The sequence below is a fragment of the Corynebacterium pseudokroppenstedtii genome (assembly GCF_019754945.1).
Lineage (GTDB): Bacteria > Actinomycetota > Actinomycetes > Mycobacteriales > Mycobacteriaceae > Corynebacterium > Corynebacterium pseudokroppenstedtii.
Genome location: NZ_JAEUWU010000003.1, coordinates 81290 through 97814 on the forward strand (window position 1 = coordinate 81290; position 16525 = coordinate 97814).

Consider the following 16525-nt stretch of genomic DNA (forward strand, 5'->3'; position numbering starts at 1 on the left):
GTCTGAGCAACGGATTGTATGGTCCGTTGCGGTGCTACAGGGACGTCATGTGTGGAGTTAGGGCAGCGTTCCAACTTAGTTAAAAAGTTAAGAACGTTGATTTTGGGCTAAAAAATGAAAAGAAAAATTGTTAGGGTAGGGAACATGACTGATATGCAGCCATTCCCGTCGCAGAACGACACCGAACAATACGGAGCCACTACTCCAGGTAGATACCACGGCCCCGATGATGCCCCTGAGTACGATGGTGAGCCACCATTGTCGCAGCCTTTCTACGGCGCAAGTTTGTCTGCAGCCGTTAGGAGATTCGTTACCAGAGCCTTTCGGTTTAAAGGACGCTCATCGAGGTCCGAATTCTGGTGGGTTCAGCTGGTCTTGTTCCTTATTTACGCTGCGGTTTCCGCAGTCGCAATTAGTGCTGGTGTGGATCCTGATGATGTGACCAATCCAGTGGGGCTCGCCAGCGCTGTCTTTAACTTGATTATTTTGGTGCCGAGCCTTTCGCTCACATGGCGACGCTTGCATGATGCTGGCTTTGCTGGGCCGTGGTGGTTCATTGTCTTTACGGTTATAGGTGCTTTCGTGATTTTCATCATGACGATTCTTCCGTCGAGGCCCGAGAAGATGAAAGAAAAGTGGGACGACAGAGAAAATCTTTCACCTGCCGTCTGATAATCACGTAACTACGAAAACACGTGACTAAAAAGAAAGTCACGTGATGAAGAAACCAAGAATCGGACCGTGACATGGTGGGGAAATACAACCCCGCCATGATTCGTATGAGATCGCCGTCAAATGTCTTCCAACGACCTCGACGACGACTTCGGACCTGTCAATGCCAGCAGTCCGGCAGCAACACCAGTCAACGCAATCATCGCAAAGCCGGCGAAGAACGACGTCTTGTTAACAACGAAGGGCAGCAGGAGCGAACCAACCGCGCCACCAAGGTGACCACAACCATCCGCGATGGAGAACCCGCGCGCACGTAGCGTCGTCGGGAAGGATTCTGCGGTGAAGGTGTAGCCCATCTGTAGGTAGGAACCCAATGCCATGGACGCCAGGAATGAACCAAGCGTCACCATGAAGGAGCTTGCCATCGTCGCGATGCACAGCATTCCGGCTGCCCACACCAGCGTACAAACAAAGATGAGGTACTTGCGCTCGAATTTATCGGAGATAAAGATCATGATGAGCGCGCCGGTCGGGTAACCGATGGCGCCGATGGCGAGGTACAGAATCGACCCAGCAATGTTCTCGCCGTGCGACGAAATAAGGTCGGGTGCATCGCCTAAGAAGCCGTAGTTGCCGATGTACCACAGGAACCACATCAGAGCCATAACAATGGCCGTGCGCAGGTACTTTCCTTCAGTGAGCGACGGTGCGCTGTCTGTCCCGGTGAGCCCAAGAGAGCGATCTTGCCTCTCTTCTTCTTTTTCAACTTCTTTCCGGAATTCCTCGCGAATCTTCTGCCCTTTACGCAGCTGCTCGTCGGTGAAGTTCGTTTCCATCTTCTCGATGATCTTTTCAGCATCATCGCAGCGCCATTGGGAAATTAACCACCTGGGCGACTCGGGAAGGGCCAGGGCGAAGAGAACGCCGAAGACGCCGACAAGTGCGCCGATGAAGAATAGCCAGCGCCATCCGGTGTGGAAGTTCGGAACCAATGCTAGGGCAACGAACGGTGTGATCGCTTGGCCAATAATGCCGACCATAAAGGTGGCGACGGAAAGCTTGCCGCGTTGGTTAGCTGGTGCAATTTCGCCGACGTAGGTGGAAGCTAGGTTGAGGGCTGCTCCTACGCCCATGCCGGTTAAGAAGCGCCAGAGCGAAAGATCCCACACCGTGAAGGAGAACCCGCAGAGGAGAGATCCCGCTCCCGAGAAAACGAGGGAACCGATGAAAGAGACTTTCCGTCCCTTTGCGTCGGAGAGCCAGCCAGCGAGTAGTGAGCCGATTATGTAGCCCACGAGACCAACGGCAAGAGCCACGAACAAAGACGTGTCCTGGCCCAAATTCATTTGCTCATCGATAGCCGGCATGGCAAAACCGATATCGCTGATGTCATAAAAAACGAAGAAATAAGCAATACCGATGACGAAGAAATCACGCTTGCGCAGTGGCCAAGCAGGGAAGCGATCCATGCGGGCCAAGAGCTCACGACCGCGTTCGGTAGTGGATTGTTCGAATGTGGTGCCAGTTAGTTCATCAGCCATGATAAGTCGCCTCCAAAAGTAGGCAGATGAATGAAATATCTGCAACACGTCCTGTGAAGTGGGCATGCTGCGCATAAAAATGGTCAGCTAACAGCGGATGCTGGGGTTGAACATCGGCGTCAACCAGTGAGAGGCGTTGTTGCTGGCCCACTAACTCCAGCCTAGTTTTTCGACGCCGCACCCAAGTTTTTCTGAAGGATAAAAACGAAACCACCCTATTTAAGGTGTGGAAATGGGGCATCAAGTCCGTGCAGAGTGTGGGAATTGGTACGGCTTTTCACAACGCTCTTTCCAGAACGCTACTGCGCCGCCATAAAGCAGAGCCCCCGCATCAGGGCACCCCGCCACGCTGCAGGATCATGCCCATGCGTCGATACATCAAAGTGGCAACGAATGTGGGCTCGCTCTAGCTCCGCGACGACCACACGCGTATGAGACTCCATGAACCCTTCGCCGGTTCCCACGTCGAAAAAGAATCGTGAATCATTCTGCGCGAGTGCGGCCAGAGTGGCTTGGTGCTGGAGCTTCTCCGCGATGAGTCCGCCAGGCGGGCCGGGTAGCCGCGGCCCCTGTCGCGTCGGAAACCAGAATGATGGTGAACACCCGATAGCGGCATGGAACCTTTCGGGGCTTTCAATGACGCAGTCGGTAGCGCATAGCCCGCCAAGACTCTGGCCAGCCACAATGACATAAGGATCGGCAATGTCATAGTCACGGGTGATGGCGGGGATGAGATCGTTTTGGAGCACACTCCTCCAGGCGACGTTATAGCCAAGGTCGCGGAGGCGGTTCTGTCCGCGAGCTGGGGAATCTGTCGTTTCGACGGCTACTGCAGTGACCTCGGGAATGCTACCGCTGGTCTCAAGCGCGCGGAGTGCGGCGTCACAACCAGTCTGTGCCTCGTACCAGTCTTGACCGTCGAGAAGAATGAGTAGCCACGGTCGACGTCGCTGGTTATCACTCTGATTGCCGACGGGGGTTCTTACCCACACATGTCTGTCTTGGAAAAACTCTGACGTCGAGTGCCATGTGTAGGGGGTAAACCCGGCTTTCGTGTTGTCAGCAAGTGTCTCGGACGGCTTCACGGCGTCCCACCCAGGCTCGGGCAAAGCGTCATCGAGCCGAACAATTCCGGATGACTTCGCATGAGGGGAGTGGTCGGTATCGGCTGAGGAATGTGACGATCGTAGTGATCGTAGAGGCTGTATCTGGGCGTGCGGATCGACCACCATGAGTGTCATGAGGGCTTTCCAGCGTGCCCGGAAGTCGATGTGGTGATGAGGAGAAGGCGAATCCTCCACCACCTCGTCGGGAACCGTTTCCGCAGGCATGATGTAGTAGGAGCCGCAGAGATCCGACGGTACGGTCACCGTGAATGACCACCACCCATCGTGGTGATCCGTCATTCGGTGGAGGGCAGCATCGTGGTGATCATGAACCCCGGAGAGGTGGAAAAAGACTGTGTCATAGCGACGACGATGGCCGTCGCCGCGCGGCAGTGATGTTTGCGCGTCAAGGGCTTGCGGCTCCTGCCACCAGAAAACCAAGGTTCGAGTAGTGGCAGTCGGCCCGGGGCACACAACGGGGTTTGATTTCAACGATGCGTGATGGGGAATCTTAATGGAACAAGTCCTCTAAACGGTCAATCATGGCCAGCGAGCTGTAGTAATCCATCCGGAACGTGTCTGTGCCCATGGAATACACGGACTTGTTCTTCACGGCGGGGGTATCAGCCAGAACCGGATTGCTCTTATATGCATCCACAGCTTTATCATCCGCGGCGAAGAGGAACGCAGTCTTTCCAGTAGCCGCCGTCGGTAGATTCTCAGCGGAGACAACATAAACGTCAGACCGCGGGCCCATCGAATTCGCTCCGCGTGCGCTTTCTGGAACGTCGGCAAGGGTGAACCCTAGCTTAGTCAGCAGTTTGCCCTGTGCAGAATCTTTTGTCCACACACGTGCCGACTTGTTTTGCGGCGTGTACACCAACGGCGTGACCGGTTGCTCAGGCTTCTTGATCTCATCACGAGCCTTAGCCACGGTGTCATCAAACTTCTTAATGACATCAGAGGTTTTCTTCTCGAGGCCAGTCGCTTTCCCTAACATCGTGGCGACATCCTGCCAGTCCTTATCGGAATAGTCGATCATCACCGTGGGGACAGCTTCTGAAATCTGTTCATAAAGGTCAGGGGTGGCGTCCTGGCCCGTGGAGGACATCACAACCAAGTCAGGTTTTTCAGCAAGAATGGATTCCGCCGAGGGGTTGAGATCCAGGACCTTCACATGCTCCTTGTCCGCAACCTGAGACCACTGAGTGAAGAAACCGTTGTCATCCGTGAGAGGCGTTCCCTTTTGTCCGCCTGCCGACGCAACGACCGGTGCACCAATGGCAAGCAAGGAGCCAGTCAGCGTTACTGCAGCTGAGACGACCTTTTTCGGCTTGTCCGGGATCTTGACTTCTCCGTGGTCGGTGGCCACAGTGCGTGGCCACGTTTCGTTGGCCTGCGTGGATGAGCTCTGACCTGATTCAGAAGACGAAGAAGAGGCCGTATCCGATGACGATTGGGTTGAATCCTCATTGCGCGAGCATGCGACTGTACCCATGATGAGTGATACGGCGAGTGTTGACGCCAAAACCGCCCGCAGTGAGCGCAAGCGGTGGGGAGACCTGGAACGGGACACGGAGGTGACTCCTTCTAGAGAAACAAACAAATGAGGCTCCCCATACTACTGGACGTGCAAAAGTAAAGATAGCCTCAAATCTAGAGCCGAAGTGTGCTGCAGGTTTATCGCTTAACCGTGCCGGATCGATCACGGCAGATTGGCCGCGTCAGATCAGCCCCGTCGTTTCCGTTAAATACTCCAAAATTGCGCGTACGCGGCGGTTATCTTCACCCGGTTCGAGATTGAGCTTTAAGAAAATATTGGACACATGTTTCGCCACCGCAGCACCAGAAAGGAACAAATCCTGGGCTATTTCGGCATTGGACTTTCCACGTGCCATGAGTTCCATCACTTCACGTTCGCGTGCGGTGAGCAGCCGCAACCCTGATCTGCCGGATTTCATCAACGCTGTCGCAACATCCGGATCGATGACCACTCCGCCCTGAGCCACGATGGTAATGGACTCCAGGAAGTCTTTGACTTTTCCGATCCGATCTTTCAGCAAATACCCCGTGCCCGCGCCGTGGGAGGTTCCCGGCGCGAAAAGCTCACGAGCATAAGCAGGGGCCACGTATTGAGAGAGCACCATGATGCTTAACGACGGAAAACGCTCGCGCAGCTGAAGAGCGGCTCGTAAACCGTCTTCACGCATGTCAGGAGGCATGCGCACGTCGGTGATGAGGAGGTCAGGTAATCCGTGATCATTACCGAGGCTTGTCACAGCATCGAGTAATTCTGTGGCAGACGTCGGCTTCGCAATAACCTCATATCCGCGTTTTTCAACTAACCCTGCGACGCCTTCGCGCAACAAGGCGGAATCGTCGGCAATGACTATTTTCATAATGAATCCCCACCAGACGCCGTGGAAGTCATGGGTGTGGTGGATGCCGTGGAATCACTCGCAGGATATCCGCTCTGCCCACGGTTGAGCATGACGGGAATCGACGCAATCACCGTCGTCGGCCCACCAACCGGCGAGTTCAGCTGCATGGAACCTCCGAAGGCGGCCAAGCGCTCACGCATTCCCGATAGTCCTGGGCCCAGGCGAGCCCCGCCGTCTCCCTCGTCGACAATAGAAATCCGTAAATCCTGGTCAGAGACCAAAAGGACGGTCACGGGCGCGCCGGGGGCATACTTTGCAGCATTGGTCAGGCACTCGGCGCAGAAGAAATAGGCCGACGCCAGCACACTGGGCTGAAGATCGGGGAGTGGATGCGGACAATGCACGGCGATATTCGGACCGTACGATTCGGCTATCTCCTGAACCGCGGCATATAAGCCCTGGTCGCGCAGTACTTGCGGATGAATACCGTGGACAGTCCGGCGAAGAGCATGAAGCCCATCGTCAAGGTGCGAGCGCGTCTCCTCAAGGAGCCGCTGTAGCTCCGCGCTCCCATTTTCCGACTCAAGTTCGGCTTCCCCGAGCTTAAGAGAAGCAGCCACAAAATACTGCTGAGCCCCGTCGTGAAGATCGTTTTCTATGCGACGGCGCTCAACCTCGTAGGCATCGGCAATGGCCCGGCGCGACGCCGTCAGCTCATTGATGCGTTCAGCTGCCACACATTCATGCGACCGCGAATCAGCAGAGCGGTTCCGGGGCCGTAAGTGGTGCGATAATCGTTGCCAGGCTGATAATGCCATGTGTGCCATGATAGAAACTTCAACCCCGTGTGAGTAGCGGCCGCGCCCTCTCCACCAGCGATGGGGGTAGTGCTAGATCTACCACGATTCGGGCGTTAGAGCTGTGGTGAACTCGGTGGACAAACTGTGAAATAGGTGCCATGAAAGATCACAACGCGCAACAGAGCCAGCGACGCTACTCTCAGTCTTCGCTGGTTGTCCACGACATCACGAAATCGTTCGCCTCGACCCCAGTTTTGACGGGTATCTCCTTGGAGATCGGCCAGGGTGAATCCGTCGCGGTGATGGGGCCGTCGGGTTCGGGCAAGTCCACTCTCTTGCATTGCATGTCCGGCGTGCTTGTTCCGGATGACGGTGAAATCCGGTACGGCGATACCGTCGTCTCAAAGCTAAATGATGCGAAACGGTCAGCGGTTCGTTTGCGTGAATTCGGATTTGTGTTCCAAGACGGGCAGCTCCTCCCAGAGCTCACAGCGCAGGAAAACGTGGCGCTTCCAGCAATTCTTCAGGGCGTGTCTCGTAAGCGAGCCTATGCTGATGCCGACGACATGTTGAGGCGCATGGGGCTGGGGAAGCTGATCCGTCGTCGTCCAGGGAAAATGTCCGGTGGCCAGGCGCAACGCGTCGCTATCGCTCGAGCTATTGCGGCTAAACCAGCAATCATATTTGCAGATGAGCCTACGGGTGCTCTCGACCAATCGACCGGCCATGAAGTCATGCAGCAGCTAATTGCGATCACCGAGCAGGCAGGGTCCACCTTAGTGATGGTGACTCACGATCACAGTGTCGCGAATTGGTGTCAGCGTCGGATTGAAATCCGCGATGGCATCATCCATGACGATCGCATGTTGTCCGGGGCGGTGAGCTAAATGGCTGTTTCCTTATCGACGCTCTCCCACCTGGGTGTTCAACTGCAAAAAGCATCCCATAGTGCGGGGACGGGAAATAAATGGCTCTCGGCGTTAGCGGTGTTTGCCTTTACCGTGAGCACGTGGATGGCTTTGACTGTTGCCGGCGGGACGTGGATGTTCTACGAACGCTATCGTCATCCTTCGGTGGCATCGCTCCACGAGATGAGCGATGAGTTACGGCAAACGTATGTTGGGCTCGCCGCTTTCGCCTGTGTGTTTGTTGTTCCCGCAATGATGTCACTCGTGGCGCAATCAGCTGTTTTAGGGGCTTCCGGCCGAGAACGGCGCTTAGCAGCACTCAGGTTGCTGGGGCTATCCAACAGAGACATCACACGGCTCACCTTGGTAGAAACCAGTGCGTTGGCATTCGCCGGTTTGGTGCTTGGAACTGTGCTTTATGTCATTGCGGCACCGGCATGGTCGTTTGTTAGTTTCCAAAATACCCGCATTGGACTCTGGGAGATTCTCTTACCGTGGTGGGGCTACCCGGCTTTATGGGCAATTATCCTTGTACTGGCAGCGGTAGCTGCTGTAATCGGCCTCAAACGTGTCATGGTGTCGCCATTAGGGGTCTCGAAGAGGGACGTTCCTACGGCGCTTAAGTTCTGGCGCCTGATCCTTTTTGTCGCGATCGTTGTGATTGCCCGCGTCGCTTTATCCCACATCAAGGCTAATTCCCAAAGCTTAAGTCAGACTCTGACTGTTGTCGCCGTGATCGTGTATGTCATTGTGCTCGGTATTAACCTCGTGGTCCCATGGCTCATCCAGCTCGCAGCTCGTATATCAAGCGTTCTTCCTGGGAGACTCAATTTCTTGGCAACGCGCAGAGTCATGACCGACGGGCGTACCGCATGGAAGCGGACAAATGCCCTTACTTTCCTCGCACTCCTCTTGGGGTACGTCGCAGTCATGCCGAGGAACCCAGGGGATGAATTGGGTGATCCTACAATCAACCGGGACACGGTGACCGGAGCTGTCGTCACCTATGGTGTTGGTTTACTCGTTTCGATCAGCGGGACCATGCTGAACCAGGCATCCACTGTTTTTGAAGAAGCGGAGCTTACACGCGCACTCGATTTCGTAGGCGTGCCGTCGTCACTGCATAAGAGGGTGGCGATGAAGCAGACCTTTTATCCGCTTCTCATGACCAGTGGTTTCACGTTTCTGTTTGGTCTGTACTTGGGTCGGATCTCATATGGGCGGTTTGTCGAGAATCTTTCGGCCGGTCCGCAATTAACGTGGATTATCTGTGCTTTCGTGATGAGCTTGGTTTTGTCCGTGGCCGCAGTAGTAGTTGTCGATCCACTGCGGCAAAAGCAGATTACTCAGCATGTCCGCCGGAATGATTAGCCGACGGCCCAGGTATCACGGCCTAGCCGTTACGGAATCCTCTTTGTCCATGCGTCATTACCGAATTTGGTGGTGACCATCTCCTCTGCTTCCTTCATATCTGTGTCGGTCAGCGACGCCGGTGTTGCCCCGTACCGCGTTATGAATTCTTGGGCCATGGTGTCGATGATGGTTTCGCGGGGGACACCGGTTTGCCGTCGCAAGGGATCAACTCGCTTATTTGCCGATGCTAACCCCTTCGACGATACCTTGACCTTCCCGATACGAAGGACATCCATCATCTTGTCGGCATCGATGTTGTAGCTCATCGTGGTGTGATGCAAAATCGCTCCACGGCGGCGTTTCTGTGCAGCTCCACCGATTTTTCCGCCGTCGGAAGTGATGTCGTTAATGGGCACGTACCAGGCGTTGACCCCATGCTTGGCTAATGCTGCTAATACCCATTGGTCGAGGTATTCGTAGGAAGCGACGTACGAATAGCCCTGGACGAGGTCGATGGGCGCGTAGAGCGAATAAGTAATGCAGTTTCCGCCCTCCATAAACATGGCGCCGCCACCAGAGATTCGACGCACAGGAGTAATTCCGTATTTGTCGATTCCCTCTTGGTTTAATTCATTTGAATACGATTGGTAGGAGCCAAAAACGACGGCTTTATCGTCCCATTCCCAGAAACGGAGGGTGGGGCCCCGACGCCCATCGGCGACCTGGTTTAAGAGCAGTTCGTCAAAGGCGACGTTGACCGGAGTGGGGAGCACGCCGGGGCGAAGGATTTCCCATTCGTAATCGGTGAAATCTTTGCCGCCTGAGACCGCTCGTTTCACGGTGACGGCTATATCGTGAATGGTTAATCCTTCGAGATCGAGATTGTCGAAATGGGCTAATGCGGAATTAAGTCGCGATTCAAGTGCCTCAGTAGACGCGGAGGTTTTTGTTCCTACCAATGCAGGCCCAATTTCGTCATAGGCTTCATCCGGTTCGAGGAAGAAATCACCAGAGAGTCGTAATGATGTGATGGTGTCGTTGTCGACGGTGGTGTCAATAACAATGAGTTTCCCGCCGGGTACTTTGAGCTCAAAGTGAATAGGGCGTGCCGACGAGGGCTGAGCGTATGACGAGGGCTGAGTATCTGTTGACATGCGCCCGATTATAGGTGGTCTAACGAAAGCTACTTAATGATCTTGAGTTTGCCTACCCATAATGAAGATGTGCAATCTATGCGCGGTTGGCTATTTTTGCTAATGTAGTTGATATGTCAACGAAACTGGATCCTTTCTTCCGCGACGCAGGCCTGTTTATCTTCCGCCTCGTCCTTGGTTTTCTTTTTGTCATGCACGGCTGGCAAAACGCCGTCACTAAAGGCTGGGGGAGTACCCGTGACTCCTTCGCAGCCATGAACATCCCGGCCACCGATATCGCAGCAACCCTCGCAAGCTGGGGTGAACTGATCACCGGCGTTCTCCTCATCGTGGGTCTTCTCACCCGCCTCAGCAGCCTTGTCCTCGTGATCGATATGGCTGGTGCGTTCTGGTTCGTGCACAAGGACGCCGGGCTGTGGAGCAGCGATGGCGGCTACGAATACGTCCTCGTTTTGGGCGCGTGCGCACTTCTTCTTCTCTTGACCGGTCCCGGCGTGGTCAGCGTCGATAAGCTCCTGTTTGGGCGGAAGAAGAACTCCTCCGACGCACCCGCGGCACCTGTGTCCAGCGAGATCGCTCAGCCCCGTGATGGCGTAGAACCCACCGTCGCATAAAACGGGGTCATTATCCTCGCGATGCGCGGAAACCTATGTTTTCCGGCTAGGGGTCCAGCTCGGGTACGGTCATGTTTATGAATAAACCGGAGGTTCGTGACGCAGCACTTCTCTTGCTGCGCATTGTCGTCGGTTTGATCTTCATTGCTCACGGCTGGGATAAAGCAATGATGACCGGCTTATCCGCGACCGGGGGACAATTTGATCAGCTGGGGATCCCTCAGCCAGAGCTCATCGCTGCTCTGGTCTCATTCGTCGAAATGATCGGCGGCGCCATGATCTTTGTGGGGATCCTGGCACCCGCTGCCTCCGTTGTCCTCATCATGGACATGGTCGGTGCACTCTGGTTTGTCCATCTTCATCGAGGCTTCTTTGTTGCACATGGTGGAGTGGAATTCGTTGCTCTCCTCGTCGTTACCCTCATAGTGATCGCCATTTTTGGTGCTGGTAGGGCTAGCCTCGATTACTTCTTTCAGCGACGATCCTGACGATTCTGGGGTGGCTGCCGTGGAACGGCCGTTCTGTGGTGATGGCCCTGAGGTGACGGTGTGGTCGGCATGATGAAAGGGGAATTATGGAGTGCAATGAGGTGCGTCAAGCGCTGTCAGCACGCATAGACGGTGAACGGTCCCGTGCAACCTGGGACGACGACGTAATTGACGCCCACTTGGCGAAATGCCAAGACTGCCAAAACTGGTACACACAAGCATTAACTCTAGGGCGCACCTTGCGGGTCGCTCCCGCTGATGACTCCGAATCCATCCCCGATTTTTCCGAGTCCCTCGTCCAATCCTTACCGGAAGATCAACTGCCACGCCGTCGTTCATGGCGGGTCATTTCTCTATCATTATCCCGGATCGTCCTTGTTGTTCTTGGTCTCATTTATGTCGGTTGGGCCATATATTTGTTGAGCCACTCGACGATGCTCACCGGCAGTACGGTTCCCTCGGGCGGCGACTCCGATGGCGCAGTGGGGGATTCCCATGACCCGGATGTCGCACGTTTATTTATCGACGCCGCCGCCATGCGTTTGTCCCTCGGATTTTCGCTCTTTTGGTGTGCGTGGCGTCCACGAATGACCGCTGGAATGATTCCCCTCTTCGGTGCCTTATGGGCCTTTACCGCGGGTTTCGCTTCCAGGGACATTGTCCTCGGGCTTGCCACACCTCAGCAATTGATGGGATTAGTTCTCTTCATTGTGACCGTTCTTGTCATGGTGTGGTGTTGGTTCAGTCACTTCGGAGTCAGTGCCGGCGACGTGACCGGCTCCCTGAAATCATTTAGCGCCCGGCCGGTTAAGTCCACGTTTTCCGATGCCAGAGAAACGGCCCGTCTGATTGACGAGGCCAATGACGACGTCCACCGTCACGTAGGGGATCAGTAGCCCACGTAACAACGGTTAGGGCTCTTGCCCGCGCCGGGGCTTTTCCTGTGCCGGAGCTTTGCCCGCGCCGGGGGAGTGGTTTATTTCCAGCTCGGAAGCCACATATGGGCCTCCCACTCCGAACCAGACAAGGGCATGGCCACCATAAGTGGCAGGAAGTAAATAAACATCGCGACCACCGCACCCAGGTACAGGCACGCCAGGATGGATCCGGTGTCATTGATCCACAGCGATTTCACACGTGCCCAGCGGGAGGACGAGGCAGCGCGCATCGCCACACTTCCCGATGCCCCTACCGCACGCGGTCGAACACGCGACGAATCCGCGTTTGCTGCGGCGTCAGACTGTGCACCAGACCGACGTCGGCTAGAAACCCCTTGCCGACGCCGTGACAGGTAGCCCCCAAGATGCTTGCCCAAAGCGCGGTTCCTCAAGCGCGAATCCGCAATGGACCACGAATACAGCTGCCCCAAGCACAGAGCGATCGCCATGATAAGGAACGGGATCATGTTCGTCGCATAGAAGAAATACATCTGTCGGTCGACGTCGGTGAGCCACGGCAGGAACCCGGCCGCATAGCCGACAACCGGCACAGCCCAGCGTCGATCTTTACCCACGATCCAGCACCATGTTGCCCAGGCGATGACAGGAACCGATATCCACCAAATAATGGGCGTGCCAAAGAGCATTTGCGCGTAGTGCGTGCCGTCGTCATGAACCGAGTCGTAGTAGATCATGGGCCGTGTAGAGGCCAACCAGGACCACGGCTTGGATTCCCATGGATGATAATGCCCATTGGAGTTGGTCAGTGTTGCATGGAACTGGAGTACTTGCTGTTGGTAATACAGCCAGTTACTCAACGGTGAGGGGACGTGTTTCAGTATGCTTCCATCTTCAATAAGCCCGGATTCTTTAGCATGCCTGTAGACACTGTTTTCATCGGCAAACCATGCGCGCCACGACAACATGTAGACCGCTAAAGGAAGAATAGCCAGCGACGCAATCGCGGGGAAGGTATCTCGACGTAGCGTGCCCACCACAGGGCGTTGTACACCGAAGCGGCGTCGTCGGGCTAAATCTGCCATGACCGACAGCAATCCGAAGAAGAAAATGTAAAAGAGGCCTGACCATTTCACTCCGGTCGCCAAACCAATGCTGATTCCGGCGGCGAATCGCCACCACCGATATCCCATGCGCGGTCCCCAGGGGGAATCCGTCATCCGGCCTTCATGACGGACTTTTTTCATCCGGTCCTGCATCTGTTGGGCATCGCGCACCAACAGATATGCCGCCGCCACCACAAATAAACACTGGAAAACGTCCAGCATGGCCGTGCGTTGCGTGACCAGCAGAACGCCGTCGCAAATGGCGATAATGCCCGCCATGCAGGCGATCATGGTGGAGTCCGCCAAGCGCTTTACGATGCCCATAATCAGCAGGATGATGATGACGCCGCAGGTCGCGGAGGCTGCCCGCCACCCAAACGCGTTGTAGCCAAAGAGCCACTCGGAAATCATTTCGATCTGTTTGCCCACGGGCGGGTGCACCACTAAGCCGTACGCGGGATTATCTTCAATCCCGCCAACGAAAGGATTACTCCACGATCTCACCATTTGCCACGCTTGTGGCGCGTAGTGCTTTTCGTCGAAAACCGGGGCACCTTTATCCGTCGGCGAGCTCAAACCGATAAACCGTGTCAAAAAGGCCACAATGCCCATCACGATTTGGGCCCACCGGTAGGGCGAAATGAGAGGTGTCGGCGAAGAATTCCGGGCAGTCACGCAAATTAGTATGCCAGCCGTATGGGAAGCTAGACATATGAGTCAGGATAATTCGTCCTATCGCGGCGGGATCGTCGTCGCGGGAACGCCATTAGGCAACATCGACGACGCGTCGCCACGGCTGCGTCATGCCCTCGCCACCGCGGATGTTGTCGCAGCAGAAGACACCCGCCGAGCACACAACCTTGCCAATGCGTTGGGCATCGACATCTCCGGGCATCTTGTGTCGAATTTTGACCACAATGAATCCAGCCGCGTCGATGCCCTCATTAAAGAAGCCCAGCGTGGCAGAACTGTCCTCATCATTTCCGACGCCGGTATGCCCGTCATTTCCGACCCCGGGTTCCCCGTTGTGGAACGAGCCCACGACGAAGGCATTCACGTGGGCTGTGTTCCGGGCCCCTCAGCCGTGACCACCGCGCTGGCGATGTCGGGTCTTCACGTCGGCACGTTCTGTTTTGATGGTTTCGTGCCGCGCAAGGCTGGGGCTCGTCGGGAGTGGTTATCGTCCTTAGCCACAGAACGACGCGCCTGTGTGTTCTTCGAGTCACCTCACCGCATTGAAGGGACCTTGACCGCGGCGGTGGAGATTCTCGGTGGCGATCGTCGTGCTGCTGTGTGCCGTGAGCTCACCAAGCTCTATGAGGAGGTTCGTCGCGGGACGCTGGAGGACCTTGCCGCGTGGGCTGCGGAGGGGATCCGCGGTGAGATCACCGTCGTCCTGGAAGGTGCCCGTGACGCGACCGCTCATCCGCCCGTGGAGGAGCTCATCGATGATGTTGAAGCGTGTGTGCGGGTGGATGGTCTTCGTCTGAAGGACGCGTGCAAAGCCGTCGCTGACCAGTGGGGGATGCGGAAAAAGGATCTTTATGAGGCCGTCGTCGATGCCAGAAAGGCGAGTGGATAGGCACTGAATAGGCAGTGAATAGGCGGAGCTTAATAGTTGCTGAAAACTGAGTAGCAATTGAATAAAAAAGAGTCCTGTTACATAGTGGACGAATGGACCATAAGAATATCGATCCTGAAGTCATTCTTGGTGACTATGATCCCGAAGTGCTGACGGGGGAAGGGCAGCTCGGCATGTCCGACGCTACCGACAACGCTCCCACCGACTGGAGAGTCGTAGGACCCGCGGCAGCGCTCGTGCTCGCCGTCATCTTGTGGGGACTTATCGCACCCAACGGGTTCGCGGAGTTTGCCTCTGACGCTCTGAGCTGGATCGTCAATAACCTTGGTTGGATGTTCGTCCTGTTCGGGACGGTCTTCGTCTTCTACATTTTGTCCATCGCGTTCTCGCGGTTCGGCTCCATCCGGTTGGGCCGCGATGATGAAGAACCCGAATTCTCGACGCCATCCTGGATTGCGATGATGTTCGCCGCCGGCATGGGAATCGGCCTGATGTTCTACGGAACGACAGAGCCGCTCACGTTCTTTCGCGAAGGTGTGCCCGGTTCCGAGCCTGAAGATCTGAACTCGGCATTTGCGTCGACGCTCTTCCACTGGACGCTGCACCCCTGGGCGATCTACGCCATCGTGGGACTAGCCATCGCCTACGGAACATTCCGCATGGGCCGCAAACAGCTCTTGTCCTCTGCGTTCATTCCGCTCATTGGCGCGAAGAGGGCCGAAGGCTGGATGGGTAAAACTATCGACGTCCTGGCCATCTTTGCCACCGTGTTTGGTACCGCCGCATCGCTGGGGCTGGGTGCGCTGCAGATCGGCTCAGGTATGGACGAAACCGGCATCATCCACAACCCGGGAACGCCGGTCTTGGTTGGTGTCGTGGTCATCCTGTCCCTGTTCTTCCTGGCATCCGCTGTGTCGGGCGTCGGCAAGGGAATTCAGTACATCTCGAACGCGAACATGGTCATGGCCGCCGTTCTGGGGATCTTCGTGCTGATCGTGGGCCCGACCGTCGTCATTCTGAACATGATCCCGACGGCATTTGGCAGCTACGTTCAGCAATTCTTCGAGATGGCTGCCCGTACTGCCGACACCGATAACGGTACGGCAGGTAAATGGCTGGGCACCTGGACGATCTTCTACTGGGCCTGGTGGGTCTCCTGGTCACCCTTCGTCGGAATGTTCATTGCCCGCATTTCCCGCGGACGCACCATCCGCGAGTTCGTGTGCGTGGTGCTGCTGGTTCCGTCCGCAATTACGGTGGTGTGGTTCTCGATCTTCGGTGGGACGGCTGTTCACCTGGAGGAAACTGGGCGCTCCATTTGGGGCGACGGTGACTCCACCCACCAGCTGTTCTCGCTGCTCAAGTCCATGCCTGGGGCTCAGGTCTTCTCCATCTTGGCGATGATTCTGCTGGCTACCTTCTTCATTACCTCTGCCGATTCAGCGTCGACGGTGATGGGCTCGATGTCCCAGAATGGCCGTATCGTTGCCGACGTTCGCGTCACATGCTTGTGGGGTGTGCTCACCGCGGCAATCGGTATTGTGCTGCTGGTCTCCGGCGGATCGGACGCGTTGAACAACCTGCAGTCGGTCACGATTATCGCGGCGTCGCCCTTCCTCCTGATCATCATCGCGCTGATGTTCGCGCTGGTGAAAGGGTTTAGGGAAGACCCGGTGTACTTGGATCACCGTGAGCATCGACGCTTCGCGTTGAAGCTTGCTCGTGAGCGACGAGTGGAGGCGGCTCATGCTGCGCGCCAACGTCGTCGCGCTGACAAGATCCGCGGAAAGGACCGGCGGTCTGAACAGGCTACTGGCGATTCGTCGGCCGGGCCGTCGACGGCGATGACGAGAGCTGACTAGCAGCTGACTAGCTGAACCGTGGTGACGGCCGACGAGTAGCCGTCGTCAATCAAGGAACACGA

Annotated in this window: 15 protein-coding genes; 8 read left to right on the plus strand and 7 right to left on the minus strand. The window is 56.0% G+C overall.

The window, feature by feature from the left end; genetic code table 11:
- Nucleotides 1-144: 144 nt before the first annotated feature.
- Nucleotides 145-672 (plus strand): DUF805 domain-containing protein, encoded by a 528-nt coding sequence (locus JMN36_RS05595; protein ID WP_204088164.1) that lies wholly within the window; start codon nucleotides 145-147, stop codon nucleotides 670-672.
- A 119-nt stretch (nucleotides 673-791) separates the two neighbouring features.
- On the opposite strand, the gene JMN36_RS05600 is transcribed toward JMN36_RS05595, so the two are convergent.
- The 5 genes from JMN36_RS05600 to JMN36_RS05620 form a co-directional block, all read right to left on the minus strand.
- Entirely contained in the window at nucleotides 792-2213 is a 1422-nt protein-coding gene (locus JMN36_RS05600) for an MFS transporter (protein ID WP_204088165.1), read from the minus strand.
- A gap of 299 nt (nucleotides 2214-2512) precedes the next feature.
- Nucleotides 2513-3760 (minus strand): alpha/beta hydrolase-fold protein, encoded by a 1248-nt coding sequence (locus JMN36_RS05605; protein WP_221923998.1) that lies wholly within the window; start codon nucleotides 3758-3760, stop codon nucleotides 2513-2515.
- A gap of 70 nt (nucleotides 3761-3830) precedes the next feature.
- On the minus strand, nucleotides 3831-4895 hold the full coding sequence (fepB, locus tag JMN36_RS05610; protein WP_204088167.1) for a Fe2+-enterobactin ABC transporter substrate-binding protein: 1065 nt from the start codon (nucleotides 4893-4895) through the stop codon (nucleotides 3831-3833).
- A 148-nt stretch (nucleotides 4896-5043) separates the two neighbouring features.
- Nucleotides 5044-5718: a LuxR C-terminal-related transcriptional regulator gene (locus tag JMN36_RS05615; RefSeq protein WP_204088168.1), complete on the minus strand. Its 675-nt coding sequence runs from the start codon at nucleotides 5716-5718 to the stop codon at nucleotides 5044-5046.
- Nucleotides 5715-6518 (minus strand): sensor histidine kinase, encoded by an 804-nt coding sequence (locus JMN36_RS05620; protein WP_236881615.1) that lies wholly within the window; start codon nucleotides 6516-6518, stop codon nucleotides 5715-5717. Before JMN36_RS05620 ends, JMN36_RS05615 begins: the two co-directional genes overlap by 4 nt.
- Nucleotides 6519-6658: 140 nt before the next feature.
- Here JMN36_RS05620 and JMN36_RS05625 point away from each other — a divergent pair, with 140 nt between their 5' ends.
- Together JMN36_RS05625 and JMN36_RS05630 are read left to right on the plus strand one after the other, a co-directional pair.
- Nucleotides 6659-7387 (plus strand): ABC transporter ATP-binding protein, encoded by a 729-nt coding sequence (locus JMN36_RS05625; protein WP_204088170.1) that lies wholly within the window; start codon nucleotides 6659-6661, stop codon nucleotides 7385-7387.
- A complete protein-coding gene (locus tag JMN36_RS05630) occupies nucleotides 7388-8779 on the plus strand; it encodes an FtsX-like permease family protein (RefSeq protein WP_204088171.1) in 1392 nt (463 codons plus the stop codon).
- Between the two features lie 29 nt (nucleotides 8780-8808).
- Here JMN36_RS05630 and JMN36_RS05635 read toward each other — a convergent pair whose 3' ends face one another.
- On the minus strand, nucleotides 8809-9915 hold the full coding sequence (locus tag JMN36_RS05635) for a lipoate-protein ligase small subunit (protein ID WP_204088172.1): 1107 nt from the start codon (nucleotides 9913-9915) through the stop codon (nucleotides 8809-8811).
- A 113-nt stretch (nucleotides 9916-10028) separates the two neighbouring features.
- On the opposite strand from JMN36_RS05635, the gene JMN36_RS05640 reads away from it, so the two are divergent.
- From JMN36_RS05640 to JMN36_RS05650, 3 genes are all read left to right on the plus strand, one after another.
- Nucleotides 10029-10529, plus strand: a complete 501-nt coding sequence (locus JMN36_RS05640) for a DoxX family protein (protein WP_204088173.1) — start codon at nucleotides 10029-10031, stop codon at nucleotides 10527-10529.
- Nucleotides 10530-10606: 77 nt separating this feature from the next.
- Nucleotides 10607-11017, plus strand: coding sequence for a DoxX family protein (locus tag JMN36_RS05645; protein ID WP_204088174.1), 411 nt, complete (start codon nucleotides 10607-10609; stop codon nucleotides 11015-11017).
- An 86-nt stretch (nucleotides 11018-11103) separates the two neighbouring features.
- Nucleotides 11104-11913, plus strand: a complete 810-nt coding sequence (locus tag JMN36_RS05650) for a zf-HC2 domain-containing protein (protein WP_204088175.1) — start codon at nucleotides 11104-11106, stop codon at nucleotides 11911-11913.
- Between the two features lie 80 nt (nucleotides 11914-11993).
- Here JMN36_RS05650 and JMN36_RS05655 read toward each other — a convergent pair whose 3' ends face one another.
- Complete coding sequence (locus JMN36_RS05655) at nucleotides 11994-13694, minus strand: dolichyl-phosphate-mannose--protein mannosyltransferase (RefSeq protein WP_236883005.1); 1701 nt, start codon at nucleotides 13692-13694, stop codon at nucleotides 11994-11996.
- A 37-nt stretch (nucleotides 13695-13731) separates the two neighbouring features.
- Here JMN36_RS05655 and rsmI point away from each other — a divergent pair, with 37 nt between their 5' ends.
- Entirely contained in the window at nucleotides 13732-14601 is an 870-nt protein-coding gene (gene rsmI / locus JMN36_RS05660; RefSeq protein ID WP_221923999.1) for a 16S rRNA (cytidine(1402)-2'-O)-methyltransferase, read from the plus strand.
- 92 nt (nucleotides 14602-14693) lie between these two features.
- Complete coding sequence (locus tag JMN36_RS05665; RefSeq protein WP_221924000.1) at nucleotides 14694-16463, plus strand: BCCT family transporter; 1770 nt, start codon at nucleotides 14694-14696, stop codon at nucleotides 16461-16463.
- Nucleotides 16464-16525: the final 62 nt, after the last annotated feature.

Excerpts from the sequence above, each read along its gene's own strand:
- JMN36_RS05595 (WP_204088164.1), top strand. The coding sequence starts at position 145 with ATGACTGATATGCAGCCATTCCCGTCGCAGAACGACACCGAACAATAC.
- JMN36_RS05600 (WP_204088165.1), bottom strand. The coding sequence starts at position 2,213 with ATGGCTGATGAACTAACTGGCACCACATTCGAACAATCCACTACCGAA.
- JMN36_RS05615 (WP_204088168.1), bottom strand. The coding sequence starts at position 5,718 with ATGAAAATAGTCATTGCCGACGATTCCGCCTTGTTGCGCGAAGGCGTC.
- JMN36_RS05620 (WP_236881615.1), bottom strand. The coding sequence starts at position 6,518 with ATGGCATTATCAGCCTGGCAACGATTATCGCACCACTTACGGCCCCGG.
- JMN36_RS05625 (WP_204088170.1), top strand. The coding sequence starts at position 6,659 with ATGAAAGATCACAACGCGCAACAGAGCCAGCGACGCTACTCTCAGTCT.
- JMN36_RS05630 (WP_204088171.1), top strand. The coding sequence starts at position 7,388 with ATGGCTGTTTCCTTATCGACGCTCTCCCACCTGGGTGTTCAACTGCAA.
- JMN36_RS05635 (WP_204088172.1), bottom strand. The coding sequence starts at position 9,915 with ATGTCAACAGATACTCAGCCCTCGTCATACGCTCAGCCCTCGTCGGCA.
- JMN36_RS05640 (WP_204088173.1), top strand. The coding sequence starts at position 10,029 with ATGTCAACGAAACTGGATCCTTTCTTCCGCGACGCAGGCCTGTTTATC.
- JMN36_RS05645 (WP_204088174.1), top strand. The coding sequence starts at position 10,607 with ATGAATAAACCGGAGGTTCGTGACGCAGCACTTCTCTTGCTGCGCATT.
- JMN36_RS05650 (WP_204088175.1), top strand. The coding sequence starts at position 11,104 with ATGGAGTGCAATGAGGTGCGTCAAGCGCTGTCAGCACGCATAGACGGT.
- rsmI (WP_221923999.1), top strand. The coding sequence starts at position 13,732 with ATGAGTCAGGATAATTCGTCCTATCGCGGCGGGATCGTCGTCGCGGGA.
- JMN36_RS05665 (WP_221924000.1), top strand. The coding sequence starts at position 14,694 with ATGGACCATAAGAATATCGATCCTGAAGTCATTCTTGGTGACTATGAT.